Genomic DNA, 17,658 nt, shown 5'->3' with positions numbered 1-17,658 from the left:
TTACAGAATTAACTGGATGGGATCATGAATTCAGTGCGAAGCAATGTCTTAACAAGAAAAAAGATGAGATCCTTAATTTCCTTAAGGCTGCGGATGTTGGTATTGATGATATTTCAGTAACTAAAGAAAAATTCAATCCAAACGATATTCCTGATGATATGCCATCTCCATTTAAAGACTTAATCATCAAAAATATGCAAGACAAAGATGAATATAGAGTTAAAACATTGCATAAAAATGAGAATGGGGAATCAATCCCATTTGATTTAGATGATGAATCACACGGCACAAGAAAAATCTTCAGCTTTGCTGGCCCCTTATCTCATTCACTTGAAACAGGAAACATCCTTCTAATTGACGAACTTAATGATAACTTACATCCTAAATTAGTTGAGTTTATCGTAGGTTTGTTCCATGACCCTGAAATTAATAGAAATGGTGCGCAGTTAATTTTCACAACTCATGAAACGTCTATTTTAAATCAAGACGTCTTTAGAAGAGATCAAGTTTGGTTCGTTGAGAAAGACATTATGAAACGAACTAATCTTTTCCCATTAGCTGATTTTAGTCCAAGAAAAGGGCGGGAGAATTTAGAAACATCTTATCTTGACGGGCGATATGGAGCATTACCAATTATCGGAAGATGGGAGAGAGGATAATGGGAAGCGAAGACCTTTTTAAAAAAAGAAGAGCTCGAAGGAATGAAGAACTTAAAAGGGTAAGTAAAGCTCGAGCTCAAATGAAAAAGATCTTAATCGTTTGTGAGGGCGAAAAAACTGAGCCGGCCTATTTCACTGATTTTGTCAAACACTGCCGTATTAGTACGGCCAGTATTGTTGAAATCTCTGGTGAATGCGGATCAAGCCCAACAAGTGTAGTATCCTGGGCGAAGGAAAAGTACAAGACGGAAAAGAAGAAGAGCGATCCGTACGATAAAGTATATTGTGTTTTCGATAGGGATGCACATGCCAATTATCACACTGCAATTGCTCAGGTTCAGTCGCTTCATCCGGCTGGAGTCTTCGAAGCCATCACTTCGGTCCCTTGCTTTGAGTATTGGTTAGTTCTGCACTTTGAGTATAGTCGAAAATCTTTTTCTGCGCAGAAAGGTAAAAGCGAAGGGGCTCAAATGCTATCAGAACTTAAAAAATTAATGCCTGACTATGAGAAAAAGGCTACTGGTGTGTTTGCCAAGCTACAAGATCGCTTAGAAGTTGCAATAACTCACAACAAAAGAGCAGAAATAGCATCCCAAAAAGATGGTTCAATAAATCCATCCACTAAGGTTGGTAGCTTAATGGCTGAATTAATAAGTGTACGTGATGAATTCGAGAAAGATGGTAAGTAAAAATGCAAATTTGCTAATTGGAACGCCTTATTCATGGCTGGATAAGTAATATGCACGTAAAGTGCACTTAAGCTTTTATGTGGGATTTATTACCTTAAAATTCAATGAGTTAAATTGTTTCGGACGCGGGTTCAACTCCCGCCAGCTCCACCAAAATTCTCCATCGGTGATTACCAGAGTCATCCGATGAAGTCCTGAAAGCCCGCACGGCGCAAGCCCTGCGGGCTTTTTTGTGCCTTGAATTTGTCCCGCGAAGTCCGAAGAGAACTAATTAAATCCGAACCTTTTAGGCCCATTGATAGGCCCAAAGAAAAGCTCTATTGTTTTCGTTGGGCCTAAACACATGGAGGCTCACTAGGGCAAGAAAAACCAAGCCGTTAACCTATACGGAAATCAAAGCCGCCAAACCTAAAAGGATGCCGATTACCAACTTTACGATGGTGATGAGTTGATGCTCTTACTCAAATCCAGTGGAAGCAAACTCTGGCAATTCCGTTACCATCGACCTCTAACTAAGCTAAGAACCAAACAAAGCTTCGGTGTCTACCTTGCCGTCTCGCTTTCCGATGCATGTAAACTCTGTCAACCCCGGAATCCTGATCTTTATTGCGCGCTGATCAATCAACTGGCTATCCAACGCCAGCGGCCGCACCGGCCTCAAACAGAACTCTATGAGTTTGTTTGAGGCTAAGTCTCCAGATCCAATTCGCTGTACCACGCTGCAAGGCAAGCAGGCTCTAATATTGCTGCAGCTAACGCTTGTCTGACTTCGTAGTCGGGACCAGTCTCATCCATAGCGACTTGGTAATCGGTTAAGTAACTATGCAGTGACGCTAAGTCGCTCGGACCTCGCCCACGTCGTTTCAGATTGAACAGCTCCTTTTGCTTGGCCAAATATTCTGCTTTAAATTTCCTAGTCCAGCGATCAGAAAGGTTCAGTAGCCAATCAAGATGGTCTACTTTAGGTGTATCAGCCGCTACTATGGCATCGCAATGCACGACCCGCTCCGATAGCACATAATTGATTCGTACCCCGCCATTCCCAGGCCTCAAATAGGGGTGGAACCAATCGGAGAAACTGCCGGCATTGTGCACCTCTTTCTCACCTTTGTTCACCGTCGAATTGCATTCACCACAAATGGGAAGCAAGTTATCGGCGCAGACACTGAGCAAGGGAAATGCACTCTTTGCAATCCAGTGATCGACTTCAGGTGTTTGGCCTAGCGGGCCACCACACAGTACACATACCTCTTGAGCATCTAAGTCAGGATTCAAACGGTGGGCAGTGCGAAATGCTTTCACATAATCTTCATAGCAGACACCACTACTCGCGACAGGTGTGCCATCAGGCCTATAGGGCAACCCACTTTTCAAGCCACGCTCATAGAATGCCTGCATTAGATTCTTAAAAGCAGTCCAGGACGCAGCGGGAATTGCAGGCACAGCTGTGGGCCAAGGCGAGGGTGCGGGCTGAAACTGATCGTCTAAGGCGACTACAGTATCAATCCAGGTAAGCAGTGCTTGTTTTTCACCTGGCTCCATTGCCGCAATTATTTTTGCCTGCTCGAGTCGAGTCTGCTTACGACCATATAAAAAGTTCCACAACCAATTCGCTTCAATCTGGGTTGGCACGCGCGGTGGGACGAGATTGCCTTGGGTTACATCAACTGCTGCGGTTGATGGGTTGCAAAGCCACCTTAACAGATGGATTTGCAAGTCGAGACAAGCATTGAGCGCTGCACAGCAAAACGGTTGAGAGATGGGTTTAAGCATTGCTACCCCGCCATGTATTCAACAAAGTACGCAATTCACTGCGATAAAAACCCGAACCCATTCGGGCGATCAGACGCTCCAAGTCGGTGATTTCTGCTGGTGTGCCTGTGGCCTGCCGTAGCTTGTCTTCGATAAACTCCTGGGCGCGTTTGCCAATGCTGTCATCAGCACCAAACACTGTCATCATCAACGCGCTGGGGTCGGTAGCGAACGTCGGTTCGTCCACGTTGCGCACGGTGGAGCCATCCGCCGTTTTTTGTATCATCACGATCTCGTTGTTGAACACATCCGAGAGCACGATGGCGGAATGGGTGGAAATCAATACATCGTTACTGGTCTTGCCAATCGCATCGTCGATGATGTCAACAATCTCACGCTTCCATTTGTCATTGAAATGGGTTTCGGGCTCATCGAGTAGTAGTAGGGCGTCCTGCTGGCCTTCCAGCAGGTGGAACAGCGCCATACGACCCAACACCATTTGCTCACCGTCTGAAAGCTCCTCGTAGCGCAATATGCCAATGTCAACCGAGTCGGAATCGGTACCTTCGTCAGGTGCAGGGGTTCGGCGCAAACGCAACAGCACATCATCAAACATGCCTGCCTGATTCAGCTCCAACAAACGGGTGAAAAGCTCAAAGCTGCTCACGTCCTTGGCGCCGCCGAGTAAAGCCCACAGTGCTTCACCCTGGCTGGTGCAGGTTTGTAACTCATTGCGGACGGGTGACAAAAACGAGATGCCTTGCGCGTTGAAGGGGCCTTTGAAATCGAACCACAGGATACGACGCGGTTCCGACGGATGCGGCTCAGCGACAACTTCACTGGCACTCAACCACCAATCATGGGCGGTTTCACACAGCTTCTGATCCCATTGAGCCGCTTGTAAACGCGAACGGAATGCGACAGAAACCAAGTGGTGCCAACCACCCCGCTCCAGCAGCTTTTGCAATGAATTTTTGTTATCGGCTCGCCCTGTTTGGTCTTTTGCTTCAACCAAGGCCTGTGGTAAAGCCACAGCCAGCAACGCACATTTCAGCAATGTGGCGTCAAGCAAAACTGGGCGGCGGAAGCTGTCCATCTCGCCAGGGTTTGCATTCTGGGAATGCCGTTGGGTATTCCCGCCCGCCTGTTGCACTGCTTGAAAGGCATTTTCCTGAGCTACGGTCCAGCCTGCGGGGCGTTCGTCACTTTGGGTATCATCATTGCTATCATGTAAACCCTCTCCGCGCTGATTGCGATTCCACACCGAACGCCAAGGGCGCAAATCTCCGGTGGTGTAGGCCAGAACTGCGGAAGGTAAGGCAATGCTGTGCGGTGTCACCGCTCCTGTGGGCCATTCACCTTTATGTACAAGAGGTCGAAATTCCGAAGGAATATCGCTGGATTCATCTAAAAAACGCTCAAGCGTTTGCTCGAATTGATCCGCCGTCAGGTTGTCTGGGAAGGCAAATTTGTCGGCAATCCAAAGGCTCGCGGACTGACGGTCTCCGAGCCAATCCACAATCAATGTTCGCGCGTTAGATGCGCCGCGATTCCCAAGCTCATATACCAGTTGCACAGGGAAAAGGGTTCGCTGTCCATCAGCTAATGCCAAGAAAACCTCGGCGACAGCCCGCAGTAGGTTGGACTTACCACTGCCATTCACACCGACGACGAAACGAATGGCGCAATCGCGCGCCAGAGGCGAGTCGCTGGCGAAACACACCTTGATGTCAGAGATGGGTGGGTAGTTTTGAAGACGTAAGTAACGAAGGCGCATTAAACAGACTCCAAATCAACTTGCCACGCCTCTACCTTGAGCGCGCTGGCGATGTCTTCTTTCAGCTCATTGAGCGAGATGTAATGCTTACTCAAGTCCACCAAGTGAGTGAAGTCTTGTCCGCCTTCATCTTCAACAGCGATAACTTGGAACATTCCGCTTGCTCCAGCATGTGCAGAAGTCTCATAGTCCAGTTGGACTTCAAAAAGGTAGGGCTGCTGGCCAACACCGGACGACAACGTTTTACGCAGAGTCTGCACATCGGCCATGCGTGTGAATTCTTCCGGGCGCAAGGGGCGGAAGGCTTTAAGGTAATCCAGCTCCCCGGTTTTCAAATCTTGCTTGGGCAAAGTGATTTTGGCGATCAAGCCCAGTGACGCCAATTGGCTCAATGAGCGGCGGATGCGATTGCCATGCGATTGGCCAAAGGCTTGTAAACGTTCCGTCACCGTCGCGTCATCGCAAAATCGAGATAAGATCTCCGGATCTTCTACAAGCAAGGGTTGGCCACTCTCCTGGCAATAATCTTTGAAGGCAGTCAACACCTGGAGTTGGAACTCACTGAGCTCGCTGAGCAACCAACGTCGCTCGGGGTGGGTGATGGAATCGGTTTGTACTGAGGAAGTGACGACTGCATTGGTACTCAACGTAATCCTAGTGCCTCGGTCGCGAAGCACAGTATCGCGCACGCGGGAGGCCTCAGCGATTTCATCGGCATGATTCCCTCTCCAATCTGCGGTCAACTCGCCAGACATTGCTGCAATGCTCAATACATCCCGCATTTCAGCTGCTATGTTTTCCGATTTGGCAATGAGTCTGCGAAGTTCTCTAACCTGTAACCAGATATCACGGAAACGGACCTGCTCTTCAATGGAAGGTATCGGCAACTGAATCTTTGTCAAATTCTCGCCGTTCAGGTTACTCTGACCAGCTGTTGTACGGATAGCGTTTCGCATCGCTGCACGGCCATAAGCGCTGTTTAAAAATGCACTTAGATATTCCGGCAACAAACGCGTTATGTCTGTTCGCAAGCGGATCAAGTACGACGCAAATACCATTTCAGATTTGGCAACATCTGCGGTGATGGGAGCCGCTCTCCCAACATAGTCAGGATTGCCGTTAGAGCGAACAATTAATACATCCGAAGACGTTAAGCTCAGACGCTTTAGCTCAGCTTGCGTCAGATTGACATACTTCAAGTCGTCGGTATCAACTTCACCTCCCATGACATTCGGGATTCGAAGAACTGCCACACCAGAGTCAGCTGTAGCGTCAGCTGAAACTGACGTACCATATCGGGTTTCGACGAGACATCCAAGTTGTACCCACTCCGACTTATCGCGAGCGAGCACCAAGCGGTCAAGAGCTGACTTGATCATCAAATCAAGGTGTAGACGTCGCGATTGATAATCGTACGCTGCCTCCGCCTGTTGCAGTACATCGACTATACGCTGCTGTTCGGGGAGGGTGGGGAGTGGGATTGGAAGACGATCAAACGCGTCTGCCGAAAGTCTAGGTAGATTTGCACCCGCAGCCAGCTGTGCGGCACGCGTATAAATCGCCGGCGATCGCAAATAACGAACTGCGAAATCAGGTATTAGCTCCTCAGATGCTCTCAATGCCCAGATATCAGTACTGCAAATACCATCCTGAGTTGCTAAATGAACCTTGTTCAAGTTTGGGCGCAACTTTCCATACAGAATATCGCCAGCGCTGAAGACTGTCTTAATGCTAAGGATATCGCTACCTTCGGTGACATCTTCTGCCTTGCGGAGCAACCTGCCAGTGTGTGATTCAATATGCTCCAGACCGACATAAAAGTGACTATTGGCTTGAGATGTCTGGGGGTTAATTTTATTTTCAACCCTAGAAATAACATCACCCAACCGGGCCTCTTCCCATGTTGCTGGTAATATCATTCCCGCCCCTCCACCATAGCCAGCAATTTATCCAGACCCTTAATAATGTCTTGCTCAGTGGTTTTGAGCGAGCCGATTAACTCGGTCAAACTCTTGTCGCTCTTGAGCTGAGTGAAGTCAAATGGCTTGTACTGCCCGGCGGACAAATTCCACTCCCGTGCCTCTATGCAGTCCGGGTCGAGCAGGTCACCTTTGAGTACCCCCTTATCGTCATATAACCCCTCGGCCAGCATCGCCTCCACATAAGCTGGCCGCACTAACTCATCAGCATCGTGCGAGCCAACGAGCTGGCCATCAGTACTTTGCCATTCGTCGTTGCGCGCCCAGGCACGAACAGGCACGACCCAATGCTTGACCTCTTTTAGCTCTTTTTGTTGATCAATAGCTAAGCTGCGCAGGGTGACGTCGAAACCATCAAGCTTGGCCACTTCGCGAGCGATACCTTCCAGTGCAGCATTCAGGTCGGCCACCGGCTCATGGGTGCTGAACTGCACCGTGGGCGCTTGCATGACCGCCTGCTGGTGATAGGTCAAGCCGGCATTTAGCGCATCCTTAACCATGCCTTTCCACAACAGCAGCGCTGGCCCATCTTCCACTTCAAAAAAGCGTTGCACATCGCGTGTGGCGCGGTTGAATTCTTGCTGTGGTACTTTGATGGCTTTTTGCCATTCCACCAGCGCCTTGTCGCTGTCCATTGGTTTAGCAGCAGTGGCCTTATCTTTCCATTTGGCCCACACAGTCTGGGTGGGCGCAGCGAAGAACTGGATAACCAAGTCGTAGAGTTTCCGGCTGGCTTCGTTGCAAACCTGGTTTTCTGCTTCTTTAGGGTCAGCAGGAAGCTCGGGGAACAGCTCGTGTATGCCCCATACCTGACCGTCCCACATACTTGTGTCGGACAAGTTCGAGAAAGCTTCACCTGCAGATGTGAGTTTGTCGGCAGTGTCGCGTAGTAGGGCCTGGCGCCAGCGTTCTGTGTGAAAACTGGGTTGAAGCAAGGTCTTTTCATGGCTTTGTGCGCCACTACGACCGTGCTTAATCCAGGCTTTAAACTTGATGAGCGCATCCCATAGGTCGTTTTGTTGGCCAGGGCGTGGATTGCGCTTAGCATCTTTTGAATAGCCATCCTCCTCCACTTCATAGAACCAAACGTTTTCCGTCATTGGCGCAGCATTACTGGGCAGGCTTTGCTTATTCTCGCGCCGGGTGGCTTTTCTGAAGATCAGAATCGAGGTTTTGACACCGGTGTAGGGTTGAAAGACGCCGCCAGGAAGAGAAATTACCCCTTCCACCACATGCTCTGCCAGCAGTTCGCGGCGTATACGCACGTGGGCATCGGTATTGCCGAATAAAACTCCCTCGGGGATGATCACCGCGCAGCGCCCGCCAATATCGAGTAAGTCGAGCATCAACCAAAGAAAGAGCAGCTCGCTTTTATTGGTGATCGAATCGTCCTTTTTCTTACCGCCACCGCCCACACGCGGGAATAGCAAGGTGTCGGGTTCCAGATCTCCGCTGTCGACTGTTCCAGTAAAAGGTGGGTTAGCCAGCACGAATTGGTAGCTACCGGGCTCAAGCAGTTCTTTAAGCCTGACTTTTCCTTCACGTTTGCTGAGGGAGTCGCCCTGCAGCAAGTGCGGGTCGGTCACGTCATGCAGCACTAGATTCATCCAACCGATGCGTGCCATGGTGCGGTCGTTATCGAGGCCGACGAAATTGGCACCATTGTGGATGGCGTCATATTGCTCTGGTGTAGCGGCGGCTCCATCGGTACGATGCGGGGTACCGTCCCATTCCAACACGAGGTTTTCTTGTGCGGAGAATTTGCGCATTAAGTACTGCTGAGTGCTGAACAGAAAACCACCAGTGCCAGCGGCGGGATCTATGACGCGTTGGCCTGGCTCAGGGTCTAGTAGCTCGACCATAAAACGGATCAAATGTCGCGGTGTGCGGAACTGGCCGTTCTTACCTGCCGTGGCGACCTCGCTGAGCAGGTACTCAAAGGTATCGCCCATGATATCTTGAGCGGCTGAGCCTTCACCCGCTCTGGCGAAGAGCTGATCGATGGCATCGATCGCGTCACTCAACACCTTGCCTTTGTTGGGGTCGAGCTGGAAATAGGCATCAGCCATGCGGTTGTTGAGGCTGACTAGTTCTGTACCGTCGGTGCTGGCGCTGCTGAAATGTTTATCGAGCTCCCGTAGCCACGGAAAAACCACGTCAATTAAATGGCCGGGATTGGTCTTTTCTTGACGGATGTAACTCCACTTACAGGACTCGTAACCCACATAAATGGAGGGAAAGCCGCGTTGCTGGCGCTTGAGATCGATGTCTTCCAAGCGTTTAAGGAAAAGCAGATAGGTGATTTGCTCGACTGCCACCAAGGGGTTAGTGAGGCCAGCCGCCCAAAAGCGGTTCCAAAGTTCGTCAACTTTTTTCTTGATATGAGGTGCAAGCATTCAGAAATTTCCTTGATAGATCAAGCTGCCTCGTCCAACAGGTGGTTGGCGAGGTTAATGAGCTCGTAAATGTCCTGCGGGGGAAATAGCTTTTCCACTCGGCCCACGCGCGAGAGCGGTGGTTCGCCGAGTGCGGCATGGGTAATGCGCCCGTGGCGCAGCACGGCGGCTTTTACAGCGCGCAGGAAGTAAAGTTGATTGGCGCGCAAATAGCCGTGAGCGGCAATGAATGCATCAAAAGCGGCATTGATGCGCTGCTCGCGGTTAGGCAGTTGCACACCTTCACAAAGTATGTGGCGTAAAAAGTCAGCCAGCGATGCGGCTGGAGCTTCAAAGGCTTTGCGCAAGGTGTCTTCGGTAACGAACAGATCAGTCTGGTTCAATGTTTTGCTGATTCGGTCCAATTCCTTATCATCCAGATGCTCGCCTTGCTTAAGTTTGGCTAATTCTGGTAGCTGGCCAGCCAGTCGGCGCACCAACGCTTCCACCTGCCTACGATAGCTTTCCGCAAAAGCACCTTCGCCGGTAGGGCCATAAATAATCCAGCTACGTTGCGTAATGCTATCCGGTAGATTGATTTCGACCGTGTGGCTTGGTGTGGAGGTGCGATAGCGCATCAAAGGCGAGAACACAGATTGCAGCGTGTCCAGACGTGCTGTATCTAGGTGCTGCCAAAAACCAGCAGATTGTGCCCAAACTCGTTGTTCAGCCACACGCTGTACTTCAGGGGTGTTGTCGGCCAAGCTACTCACAGCCTGTTGTATGCGCTCTTGCACTTTGGTTTGTTCGTTAACATCGCCCTTAAGCCAGGCCACAGTAAGACGCTCACACCAGATGCGGAACTGCAATTCTTCCAAGCACGCCAGCGGTGCAAAGCGCATCAATGGCGCGATGGTCTTGGAGAGATGTTCCAGTACGCTGTGACTTAGTTCTGGCCATTGCCGCGCCAGCGTGTTGAGCTCATCCCAATGTGGCCGCACGTTGATACTGTGCCGAGGTAGAGTATCCAGCATGGCCAGCAAATCGGCGATAGCCGTTTGTGTGTCTTGCTGCTGGGTGTGCAGAAGCTGCCACTTTTCCAACCGTAGGCGGAACAGGCGTACTGGCAGCGGCTCACTCGGGTGCTCCACTTCGCCATCAGGTTTGAGCTTGAAATAGGCAAAATTTTTCCAGTGATCAATGATCAGAAAATCCTTCTTGATTTCACCAGTTGCCTTGTCGATATGCCGCCGTGCGCCACGCCCGATCATCTGCCAGAACTTGACCTTGCTGAATATAGGCTTGGCAAAGACCAAATTTTGAATAGCTGGAACGTCTACACCGGTATCAAGCATATCCACCGAGATGGCAACACGCGGCATGGTGCGGTATTTGAAATCGTCCAACATGGCGTCAGCGCGCTCCATATGACTGTCGATAATTTCGGCCATGCCTTGGCGTTGCAGTTCTGGATACAGGCGATTAAAGCTTTCATAGAGCCTTTTGGCGTGAGCGTGACTGACGGCGAAGATGATCGACTTATGTGGCAGGCCGCGAGCATCTTTTCGGCTTTTGTCCATAAACTCTTTCACCATGGCATCGTTGGTTCCTTGATTTATGATTCCATATTCGATGTCGCTACCATCAAAATTGAGTTCATCAAGATCCATGCCTTGTTCACGTGCCATCTGCTTCAAGGGCTCGGCTAGTGCGTCCCCCAGTACGCCTTGAATCTGAAAGTTGGTTTGTGCGTTAAGCACCCGGTAATTTACTAGGTTCTGATCAGCGATGGCCTGTTCGTAACTGTAGTAAAAACTGGGAGCTCCGTCGCCACAATCGAATAGTTCAAATGTGTTATGGTCGATGTAATCGGTTGGGGTTGCGGTCAACCCGAGCTGTATCGCATCGAAATGATCAAAAATAGCCTTGTAGCGCTGGTAGATGGAGCGGTGACTTTCATCGGCTACGATCAGATCGTAATAACCGACTGACAGGCGCGAATACACTTGCATCATGCTTGGATAAGTAGAAAACTGGATGCGCGCTCCAGAGGTTTCGCCAGATTCGATGCGAGCCAGACTTTCGTTGGGCAGATGAGCTTTGAACTCCGACATCGCCTGCCGTACCAATTCCCGTCGGTCTGCTAGGAACAACACTCGCTGCACGCGCTTGGAGCGCAGCAAAGTATCAACTAGGGCAATTGTAGTTCGCGTTTTGCCCGTGCCAGTGGCCATCACCAATAGGAACTTGCGCTTGGTTGCATCTACGCCTTCAGTGACGCGACGAATAGCCTCGTTTTGATAGTCGCGTCCAGCTATATCAGCATTGATAGTTACATTGCCCACGGGCTCCGCGAACTGATTCTGATGTCGTAGTCGCTCCAAATCATCTCGGGTATAAAAACCGGAGACCTTGCGAGGGGCGTAACGAACCCGATCCCAAAATTGAATTTCTTTGCCATTGGTGAGGAAAATAAATGGATCGCTGCCAAACTTGGTTTTAATCGTATCCGCGTAACCTGCAGCCTGGCGCTTTCCTGCGAGTTCATCGCGAGATGAACGTTTAGCCTCGACAACAGCAATTGGCTTCCCATCTGATCCGAGCAAAATGTAATCCGCAAATTGCGGGTCGTTATGGGTGCTCTCGGGTTCCGTCGTTTTGAGCAGAAATTCCTCTATAAGTGTACGCCGACTTCTTGACCAGCCAGAATGAGAGAGCTGCGAATCAATGATCTCGGTGCAAATATGTGCTTCGTCATGGTTTGAAGTCATTCTTTGCTACCTCCCTCAGCAGGCTCATCCGCCCCACCAGCTCGCACCCATTCGTCCACTTCAGACAGTTGAAACTTCCACAGCCGGCCAATTTTATGGGCAGGTAGTCCCTTGCGTTCGCGCCAGCGATATACAGTATCTTTGACAACGCCCAAGTGTTGGGCAACGTCGAGGGCGGTGACCCAGGGTTCGGCGGTCATAACAGTGGCACCCTTCAAAAAAGACTAGAGTCGTTTAAAGTCATTAATAGTCTACCGAATCAACCTCTAAATGACTATGCAAAATTAGCGGGTACTTGACTGCTCCCAATTCACAACTGCGAACTCGAATTCTCGCCTGTCGTTCGAGCAGCACGATGATCTAACCCATTCTCAATGTATACCTCATAAGTTAGTAAAATCGCTGGAAATGGTGGATCATTAGCAAAGCAACAAAAAGCCGACATGTTTGTACCGCCGTCCGCTCAATCGGATGCGTTGATGGCAGTGATGGGCTAGACCCAAGCCAAGGAATTGGGCTCGTAGGCTTTGCCAGTGAAGGCATGGGTTCACCTAGGTGTATGATGCGACAAGAGCAATTGAGCCACTGTTCCCCCCTCCGGGAGGACCTACTGATTGCATGGTAAAAGCCACAGAAGGTTGAGCTGCCGATTCAAAGCTCGCTGGACAGGTAAATTTTGGAAGGAGAATCATTTTCCAAACGAGAACTAAAACAACAGAGAGTATTATCTCTAGCAAGGAGCGATTACCTTCGGCCTTCTGGAAAGGAGGTGTGGCCCCTCCCCACGACAGCTAATTACTTCGGGCCGTTCCAGCCCAAATAAGCACTTTTCTGCCATAGTTCTGATTTTAGCAATATAAAAACTTTCTGAAGTGCATATTTCACCTTTAAACCAATCAACTAATGTATGAACTCACATCCCCCAGCCCAAAATCCTCCATCGGTGATTACCAGAGTCATCCGACGAAGTCCTAAGAGCCCGCACGGCGCAAGCCCTGCGGGCTTTTTTGTGCCTGAATTTTATCCCGCGAAGTTCTTAAAATATTCCGGCAACAATGGAACATTACGCCATCAAACATTGTTTCGCTCATGCTCAATGAGCCATTCTTTGCGTGAAATACCACCGCCGTAACCCGTCATCTTTCCATCTTTGCCAATTATCCTGTGACAAGGGATCACAATCGCAATCCGGTTTGCACCATTAGCTGCAGCGACGGCGCGCACAGCATTAGGCTTATTCATCCCTAGCGAAATGGCCTGATAGTGCGAAGTCTGTCCATAGGGAACTGCACGCAACTCATGCCAGACGGATTGTTGAAAATCACTGCCCGGGGCATCCACAGAGAGCTCAAACTGTCGGCGAGTTCCGGCAAAATACTCGCTGATTTCTTTTACTGTCTGCCGGGTATGGCTGTTTTCTCCGGTGACAATTCTGGCGTTAAATAAACGCTGGATATCGCGGAATTCTGTTTCTAACATCCGGCGATCGGTAAACTCCAGCAGACACACTCCCCGCTCTGTCGCGCAGACAAACATAGGCCCAAGCGTAGTGGTAAACCGATGAATGACAATCACCTCGGTTGCCTGAGTCGGCGCTGCGCCAGTAAGCCGCTTGTAGATGTAACCAAACCCGCTCAGGGATTCATAGCCATTGTCCAGCGCAACGTCAGTAGCCGCTCGTCCGCTTTTAAGCTCCTGCAAGGCAACGTTCACCCGCTGCATTCGCTGGAAAGCCTGAAAAGTGATGCCGTGATGTTGCAGGAACCAGCGTCTTACCCGCTCCGGACTGATTCCGTGCTGGCGAAGCTGCGCGTCAGCCACACGGGATTTAATATCGCGCCTGACAAGCGCAAGCGCCTGTTCAACAAATAATGGCGCGCTGTGCGCATTTTCAGCGGGTCTGCAGACCTTACAGGGACGAAAGCCGTCCGCTAGGGCAGATTTGGCATCTTTATAAAATTCAACATTTTCGCGCCTGGGCTTTCGCGCCCGGCATACCGAAATGCAGAATACGCCAGTAGTTTTGACGCCAACAAAAAATACGCCGGTATATTCTGAATCTCGTTCGAGCAATGCCTGATACCAGATATCACACAAATTCTTATCGGTTATTTTCATCGCTAAAAAGTCCTGCAAATGACTGACGAGTTCGAATCGCATGCATTACATCACTCAGCGTTGACTGCATGGCTGAATGAACAAAATTGCCCATTGAAATGCGGTTTACCCCGGCCAGCTTCAGCCTGTCGAACGACGGAAGATCGGGCATACACATGACGTTCAGAGGCAGACCCGTTGCCTCTGCAATGAGGCTGATGTCTTTCTCTGACGTAAGACAGGGAACAAAAAGGCCATCAGCACCTGCAGCTTTATAGCTCTGACCCCGTAATATCGTCTCCTGCAATGCGTCTTCATGCCCGAGCAGGTAAGTGTCAGTCCGAATGTTCAGAAACAGGCTACAGTTTTCGCTTCTCAGCGCATTGCATACTGTTCTCAGATTACGGGAAAAATCAGAGATATCGTCAAGCTGACGCTTACCATTAATGACTCTGCTGTCTTCAAGGTTAACGCCTGCTACGCCTGTCTGAGCAAGGCGCCTGAGATTAGCGACTATCTCTTCGGCTGAATTACCATATCCTGCTTCCATGTCAACGCTCAATGGCAGGCTGCTGACAGCCCGGATACGGGTGACCACATAAAATAACGCATCAAACGGCATTCCCTGCCCGTCTTCATATCCCAGCATGGACGCTATTGCTGCACTGGACGTTCCCAGTGCCTGATAGCCTGCTTCTTGCGCTGCGACAGCACTGGCGGCGTCCCAAACGTTAGCGATAAGCAGGGGCTGATCCTGGTTGTGGAGTTCTGCAAAATTCATATTCATTTCCTCTCAATAGATTGAAAATGAATCTAAGCATTCAGTATGAACGTCACAACCGAAATTCAGACGACCATTTTTTAGCAAGCGTAGTCTGGATTTGCAGACCAGTCAGATCTGTTGTCAACCAGCTGCGCTAACCTGCATTTTGAGCTTATTAATGAACCAGCGGCCAGCCGGGCCCGGAGGATGCTCTTCTAAATGCACGGCCTGCATGGCAAAACCCGGTCCGACGTCAGGCTGCATCTGCAAATTCAACGTGACCAATTTACCCGTCGCAAGATCCTCCTCAACCACTGGCAGCGGCATATAACCCCATCCAAGCCCGGCACGCAGGAAAGCGTGCTTCGCGCCCATATCGGCCAAATGCCAGGTTTTTGACGACATCACGCCAAAGCTCCGGCCCACGGTAAGCGACGAACGATCGGCCAGCACCAGCTGGACGTGTTCCGCTAAAAGCGAGCGAAGGATCGGCCCTGGCAGGTTAGCCAGCAGATGTTCAGGAGAGACAACGGCCACGGCTGGCACGTTGAGAAGGAATTCGGAAGTGCATCCAGCCGGAATATGCGGCAGCGAGCCGATAATCGCCACCCGGCAGTGGCCATCCAGCAGAGGCTGAAGAACCGCCCCTAATGCTTCCACATACAAACGCAGCGGCGTGTCGGGAAATACCTGATGAAATGCCTGCACCGCAGCGGTGAGCTGCGCAACAGGAAACATCACATCGACGGAGACCGCCAGTTCAGGCTCCAGCCCTTCGGCTAAGGTGCGCGCCTTAGCCTTGAAGGCGTCCATCCCGGCAGCGGCAAGGCGTGCCGCTTCCAGCATCGCGACGCCCGCCTCCGTCAGTTTCGGATATCGCCCGGAGCGATCGAATAATGGGAATCCGACCTGCGCCTCAAGATTGGCCAGCGTCGCGCTGACAACCGACTGCGCGCGCCGCAGTTTACGCCCGGCAGCCGAAAAACTTCCCTCATCAACGGCGGCAATAAACGTGCGCAGTTGATCAACAGACATACCGTCCAGCATGTATCGCTCCGGCAGATGGAATCCATCTATTTATATAGGCTATTCAGATAGGACAAAGATTACTACTCTCTACGCATGTTCACTACTCTTCCTGAAGGAAATTAAGCATGAAATCAACAACTGTAGGTATTATCGGCGCTGGTGCAATTGGGCAAGCCTTTGCGAAACAGCTGGTAAATGCGGGCATGAACGTTATTCTGAGCAACAGCCGCGGGCCGGAAAGCCTGTCTGATGTGGTTGAAGGACTGGGCCGCGGGGCTCGCGCAGGCACCGCACAACAGGCCGCTGAAGCTGACATCGTTTTTGTCAGCACTAACTGGGACAAAACCGAAGCCGCGTTAAGCGGAATTACCTGGAATGGACGCATCCTGATTGACGCCACGAACCCGGTACTTTTGCCCGGCTATAAGCTGGCAGAACTGGGTGGAAAAAACTCAAGCCAGCTTGTGACCCAGTGGGCGCCAGGGGCACGCGTCGTCAAAGCTTTCAATACCCTTCTTGCAGGGGTGCTGGCTCAGGATCCGGCGCAAGCGGGTGGCCATCGTGTCGTCTTTATCTCCGGAGACGATGCAGAGGCGAAGGCGGAAGTGAAAGCGTTAGCCGGGCAGCTGGGCTTCGCAAGCATTGATTTAGGCAGTCTTGAGATCGGCGGGACGCTACAACAATTCCCTGGAGGGCCTCTTCCGGGGGTAAATCTGGTGCAACTGGCATAGCAAAAGGCAACGATAACGATGACTCAGCGAACTTCCGCAGAGACGTTTGAAGAATACCTTCCCGGCAAGCTGCTCCGGGAGCATCGGGCGCAATCTTCCCGGGATGTATTCGTTCAAATTCTGGCCCGCAGACAAGTCCAGGAAAACGTCATTATTCCGGCGGTTCCGGAGCCCTTTATCGTCTGGATCCTTTCTGGGCAAGCCGTTGTTGAGGAGCGTTCCCCCGGCGAGGCGTGGTTAGCGAACCGCGTTACCGCAGGCGATTTCTTTCTCACGACGGCGGCCTCTCCCACTGAAATGCGGTGGCAAGCCGAGCCAGATATACCGTTCGTCGTCATGCATGTGTATATCGGCGTGGCCATGATGCAGGAGTGTGAACTGCGGGAAGTCTCCGGCGCGCGCGACGAAACGCTATCCGCGCTGCTGGAGCAGATACGCCAGGAGCTGTATCTGCAAACTCCCCCAAGCGGCCCCTTTATCCAGGGGATTGCCCAAGCGCTGACGGTACACCTGGTTCGCACCTACGGCACGCATACGAAACGACACCGGGGAGGTCTGCAGGCATTTAAACTGCACCGGGTCTTTACGGCAATGCGGGAAGGGTTGGCCCAGCCGTTTGACCTGGCACGGCTGGCTAAGCTGACCGATCTCAGCGAATACCATTTTAGCCGCGCCTTCAAACAGTCGACCGGGCTTTCGCCCTCCCACTATTTTATCCGGCTACGCATGGAGGAAGCGCGCCGCATGCTGTCGGAAACCAATGATTCCATTATCAATATTGCCCTGAACGTGGGATACACCAGCCCCAGCCATTTTGCTGCCGTCTTCCTCAGGCATAACGGCGTGACGCCCTCGCACTATCGCAGCGATATCGTTCGCAGCAAAAGTCCGACAGTTTGAGCAAAAGCCCGCGCGAAGCCACCGCCTGAAACATCCATTATTGACCCGTACTTCAGACGTTCTTTCTGAAGCGTTGAAATTAACTCTCTCGAGGATCAGTTATGGAACTTAAAGATAAAGTCGCTCTCATCACCGG

At 50.9% G+C, this 17,658-nt stretch carries 13 protein-coding genes and 1 pseudogene; 5 read left to right on the top strand and 9 right to left on the bottom strand.

What is annotated here, in order from left to right:
- The 3 genes and pseudogenes from IM295_RS23095 to IM295_RS18090 all read left to right on the top strand — a co-directional run.
- A partial coding sequence (locus tag IM295_RS23095) for an ATP/GTP-binding protein (protein WP_226859508.1) occupies positions 1-659 on the top strand: 659 nt, incomplete at its 5' end.
- Positions 659-1,348, top strand: coding sequence for an RloB family protein (locus IM295_RS18095; RefSeq protein ID WP_193067127.1), 690 nt, complete (start codon positions 659-661; stop codon positions 1,346-1,348). The genes IM295_RS23095 and IM295_RS18095, both read left to right, overlap by 1 nt.
- 329 nt (positions 1,349-1,677) lie before the next feature.
- Positions 1,678-1,928, top strand: a pseudogene (locus tag IM295_RS18090) (integrase arm-type DNA-binding domain-containing protein); the annotation flags it as partial.
- A 107-nt stretch (positions 1,929-2,035) separates the two neighbouring features.
- Here IM295_RS18090 and IM295_RS18085 read toward each other — a convergent pair.
- The 9 genes from IM295_RS18085 to IM295_RS18045 form a co-directional block, all read right to left on the bottom strand.
- Complete coding sequence (locus IM295_RS18085) at positions 2,036-3,121, bottom strand: hypothetical protein (protein WP_193067126.1); 1,086 nt, start codon at positions 3,119-3,121, stop codon at positions 2,036-2,038.
- Positions 3,114-4,877, bottom strand: coding sequence for an AAA family ATPase (locus tag IM295_RS18080; protein WP_193067125.1), 1,764 nt, complete (start codon positions 4,875-4,877; stop codon positions 3,114-3,116). Before IM295_RS18080 ends, IM295_RS18085 begins: the two co-directional genes overlap by 8 nt.
- Complete coding sequence (locus IM295_RS18075) at positions 4,877-6,796, bottom strand: restriction endonuclease subunit S (protein WP_193067124.1); 1,920 nt, start codon at positions 6,794-6,796, stop codon at positions 4,877-4,879. The genes IM295_RS18080 and IM295_RS18075 overlap by 1 nt, the downstream gene beginning before the upstream one ends.
- Entirely contained in the window at positions 6,793-9,252 is a 2,460-nt protein-coding gene (locus IM295_RS18070) for a class I SAM-dependent DNA methyltransferase (protein ID WP_193067123.1), read from the bottom strand. The genes IM295_RS18075 and IM295_RS18070 overlap by 4 nt, the downstream gene beginning before the upstream one ends.
- Before the next feature lie 20 nt (positions 9,253-9,272).
- The gene (locus IM295_RS18065) at positions 9,273-12,002 is read right to left on the bottom strand and encodes a DEAD/DEAH box helicase family protein (RefSeq protein ID WP_193067122.1); all 2,730 of its coding nucleotides are present in this window, start codon (positions 12,000-12,002) and stop codon (positions 9,273-9,275) included.
- Positions 11,999-12,202, bottom strand: a complete 204-nt coding sequence (locus tag IM295_RS18060; RefSeq protein ID WP_193067121.1) for a helix-turn-helix domain-containing protein — start codon at positions 12,200-12,202, stop codon at positions 11,999-12,001. Before IM295_RS18060 ends, IM295_RS18065 begins: the two co-directional genes overlap by 4 nt.
- Before the next feature lie 871 nt (positions 12,203-13,073).
- Positions 13,074-14,120 carry a bifunctional transcriptional activator/DNA repair enzyme AdaA gene (locus IM295_RS18055; protein WP_045631577.1) on the bottom strand — a complete coding sequence of 349 codons (1,047 nt, stop codon included), beginning with the start codon at positions 14,118-14,120 and terminating at the stop codon, positions 13,074-13,076.
- The gene (locus IM295_RS18050) at positions 14,104-14,880 is read right to left on the bottom strand and encodes an isocitrate lyase/phosphoenolpyruvate mutase family protein (protein WP_193067120.1); all 777 of its coding nucleotides are present in this window, start codon (positions 14,878-14,880) and stop codon (positions 14,104-14,106) included. Before IM295_RS18050 ends, IM295_RS18055 begins: the two co-directional genes overlap by 17 nt.
- Positions 14,881-15,003: 123 nt before the next feature.
- Positions 15,004-15,897 carry a LysR family transcriptional regulator gene (locus tag IM295_RS18045; RefSeq protein WP_309264352.1) on the bottom strand — a complete coding sequence of 298 codons (894 nt, stop codon included), beginning with the start codon at positions 15,895-15,897 and terminating at the stop codon, positions 15,004-15,006.
- Positions 15,898-16,016: 119 nt separating this feature from the next.
- Here IM295_RS18045 and IM295_RS18040 point away from each other — a divergent pair, with 119 nt between their 5' ends.
- Both IM295_RS18040 and IM295_RS18035 read left to right on the top strand, forming a co-directional pair.
- On the top strand, positions 16,017-16,622 hold the full coding sequence (locus tag IM295_RS18040; RefSeq protein ID WP_192979254.1) for an NADPH-dependent F420 reductase: 606 nt from the start codon (positions 16,017-16,019) through the stop codon (positions 16,620-16,622).
- Between the two features lie 18 nt (positions 16,623-16,640).
- Entirely contained in the window at positions 16,641-17,522 is an 882-nt protein-coding gene (locus IM295_RS18035; protein WP_047367536.1) for a helix-turn-helix domain-containing protein, read from the top strand.
- The last annotated feature ends 136 nt before the right edge of the window (positions 17,523-17,658 follow it).

Origin of the sequence: Enterobacter cloacae complex sp. P14RS (assembly GCF_014895895.1) — a bacterium.
Classification (GTDB): Bacteria; Pseudomonadota; Gammaproteobacteria; order Enterobacterales; family Enterobacteriaceae; genus Enterobacter; species Enterobacter bugandensis.
This window is presented reverse-complemented; position numbering and strand designations above follow the sequence as displayed.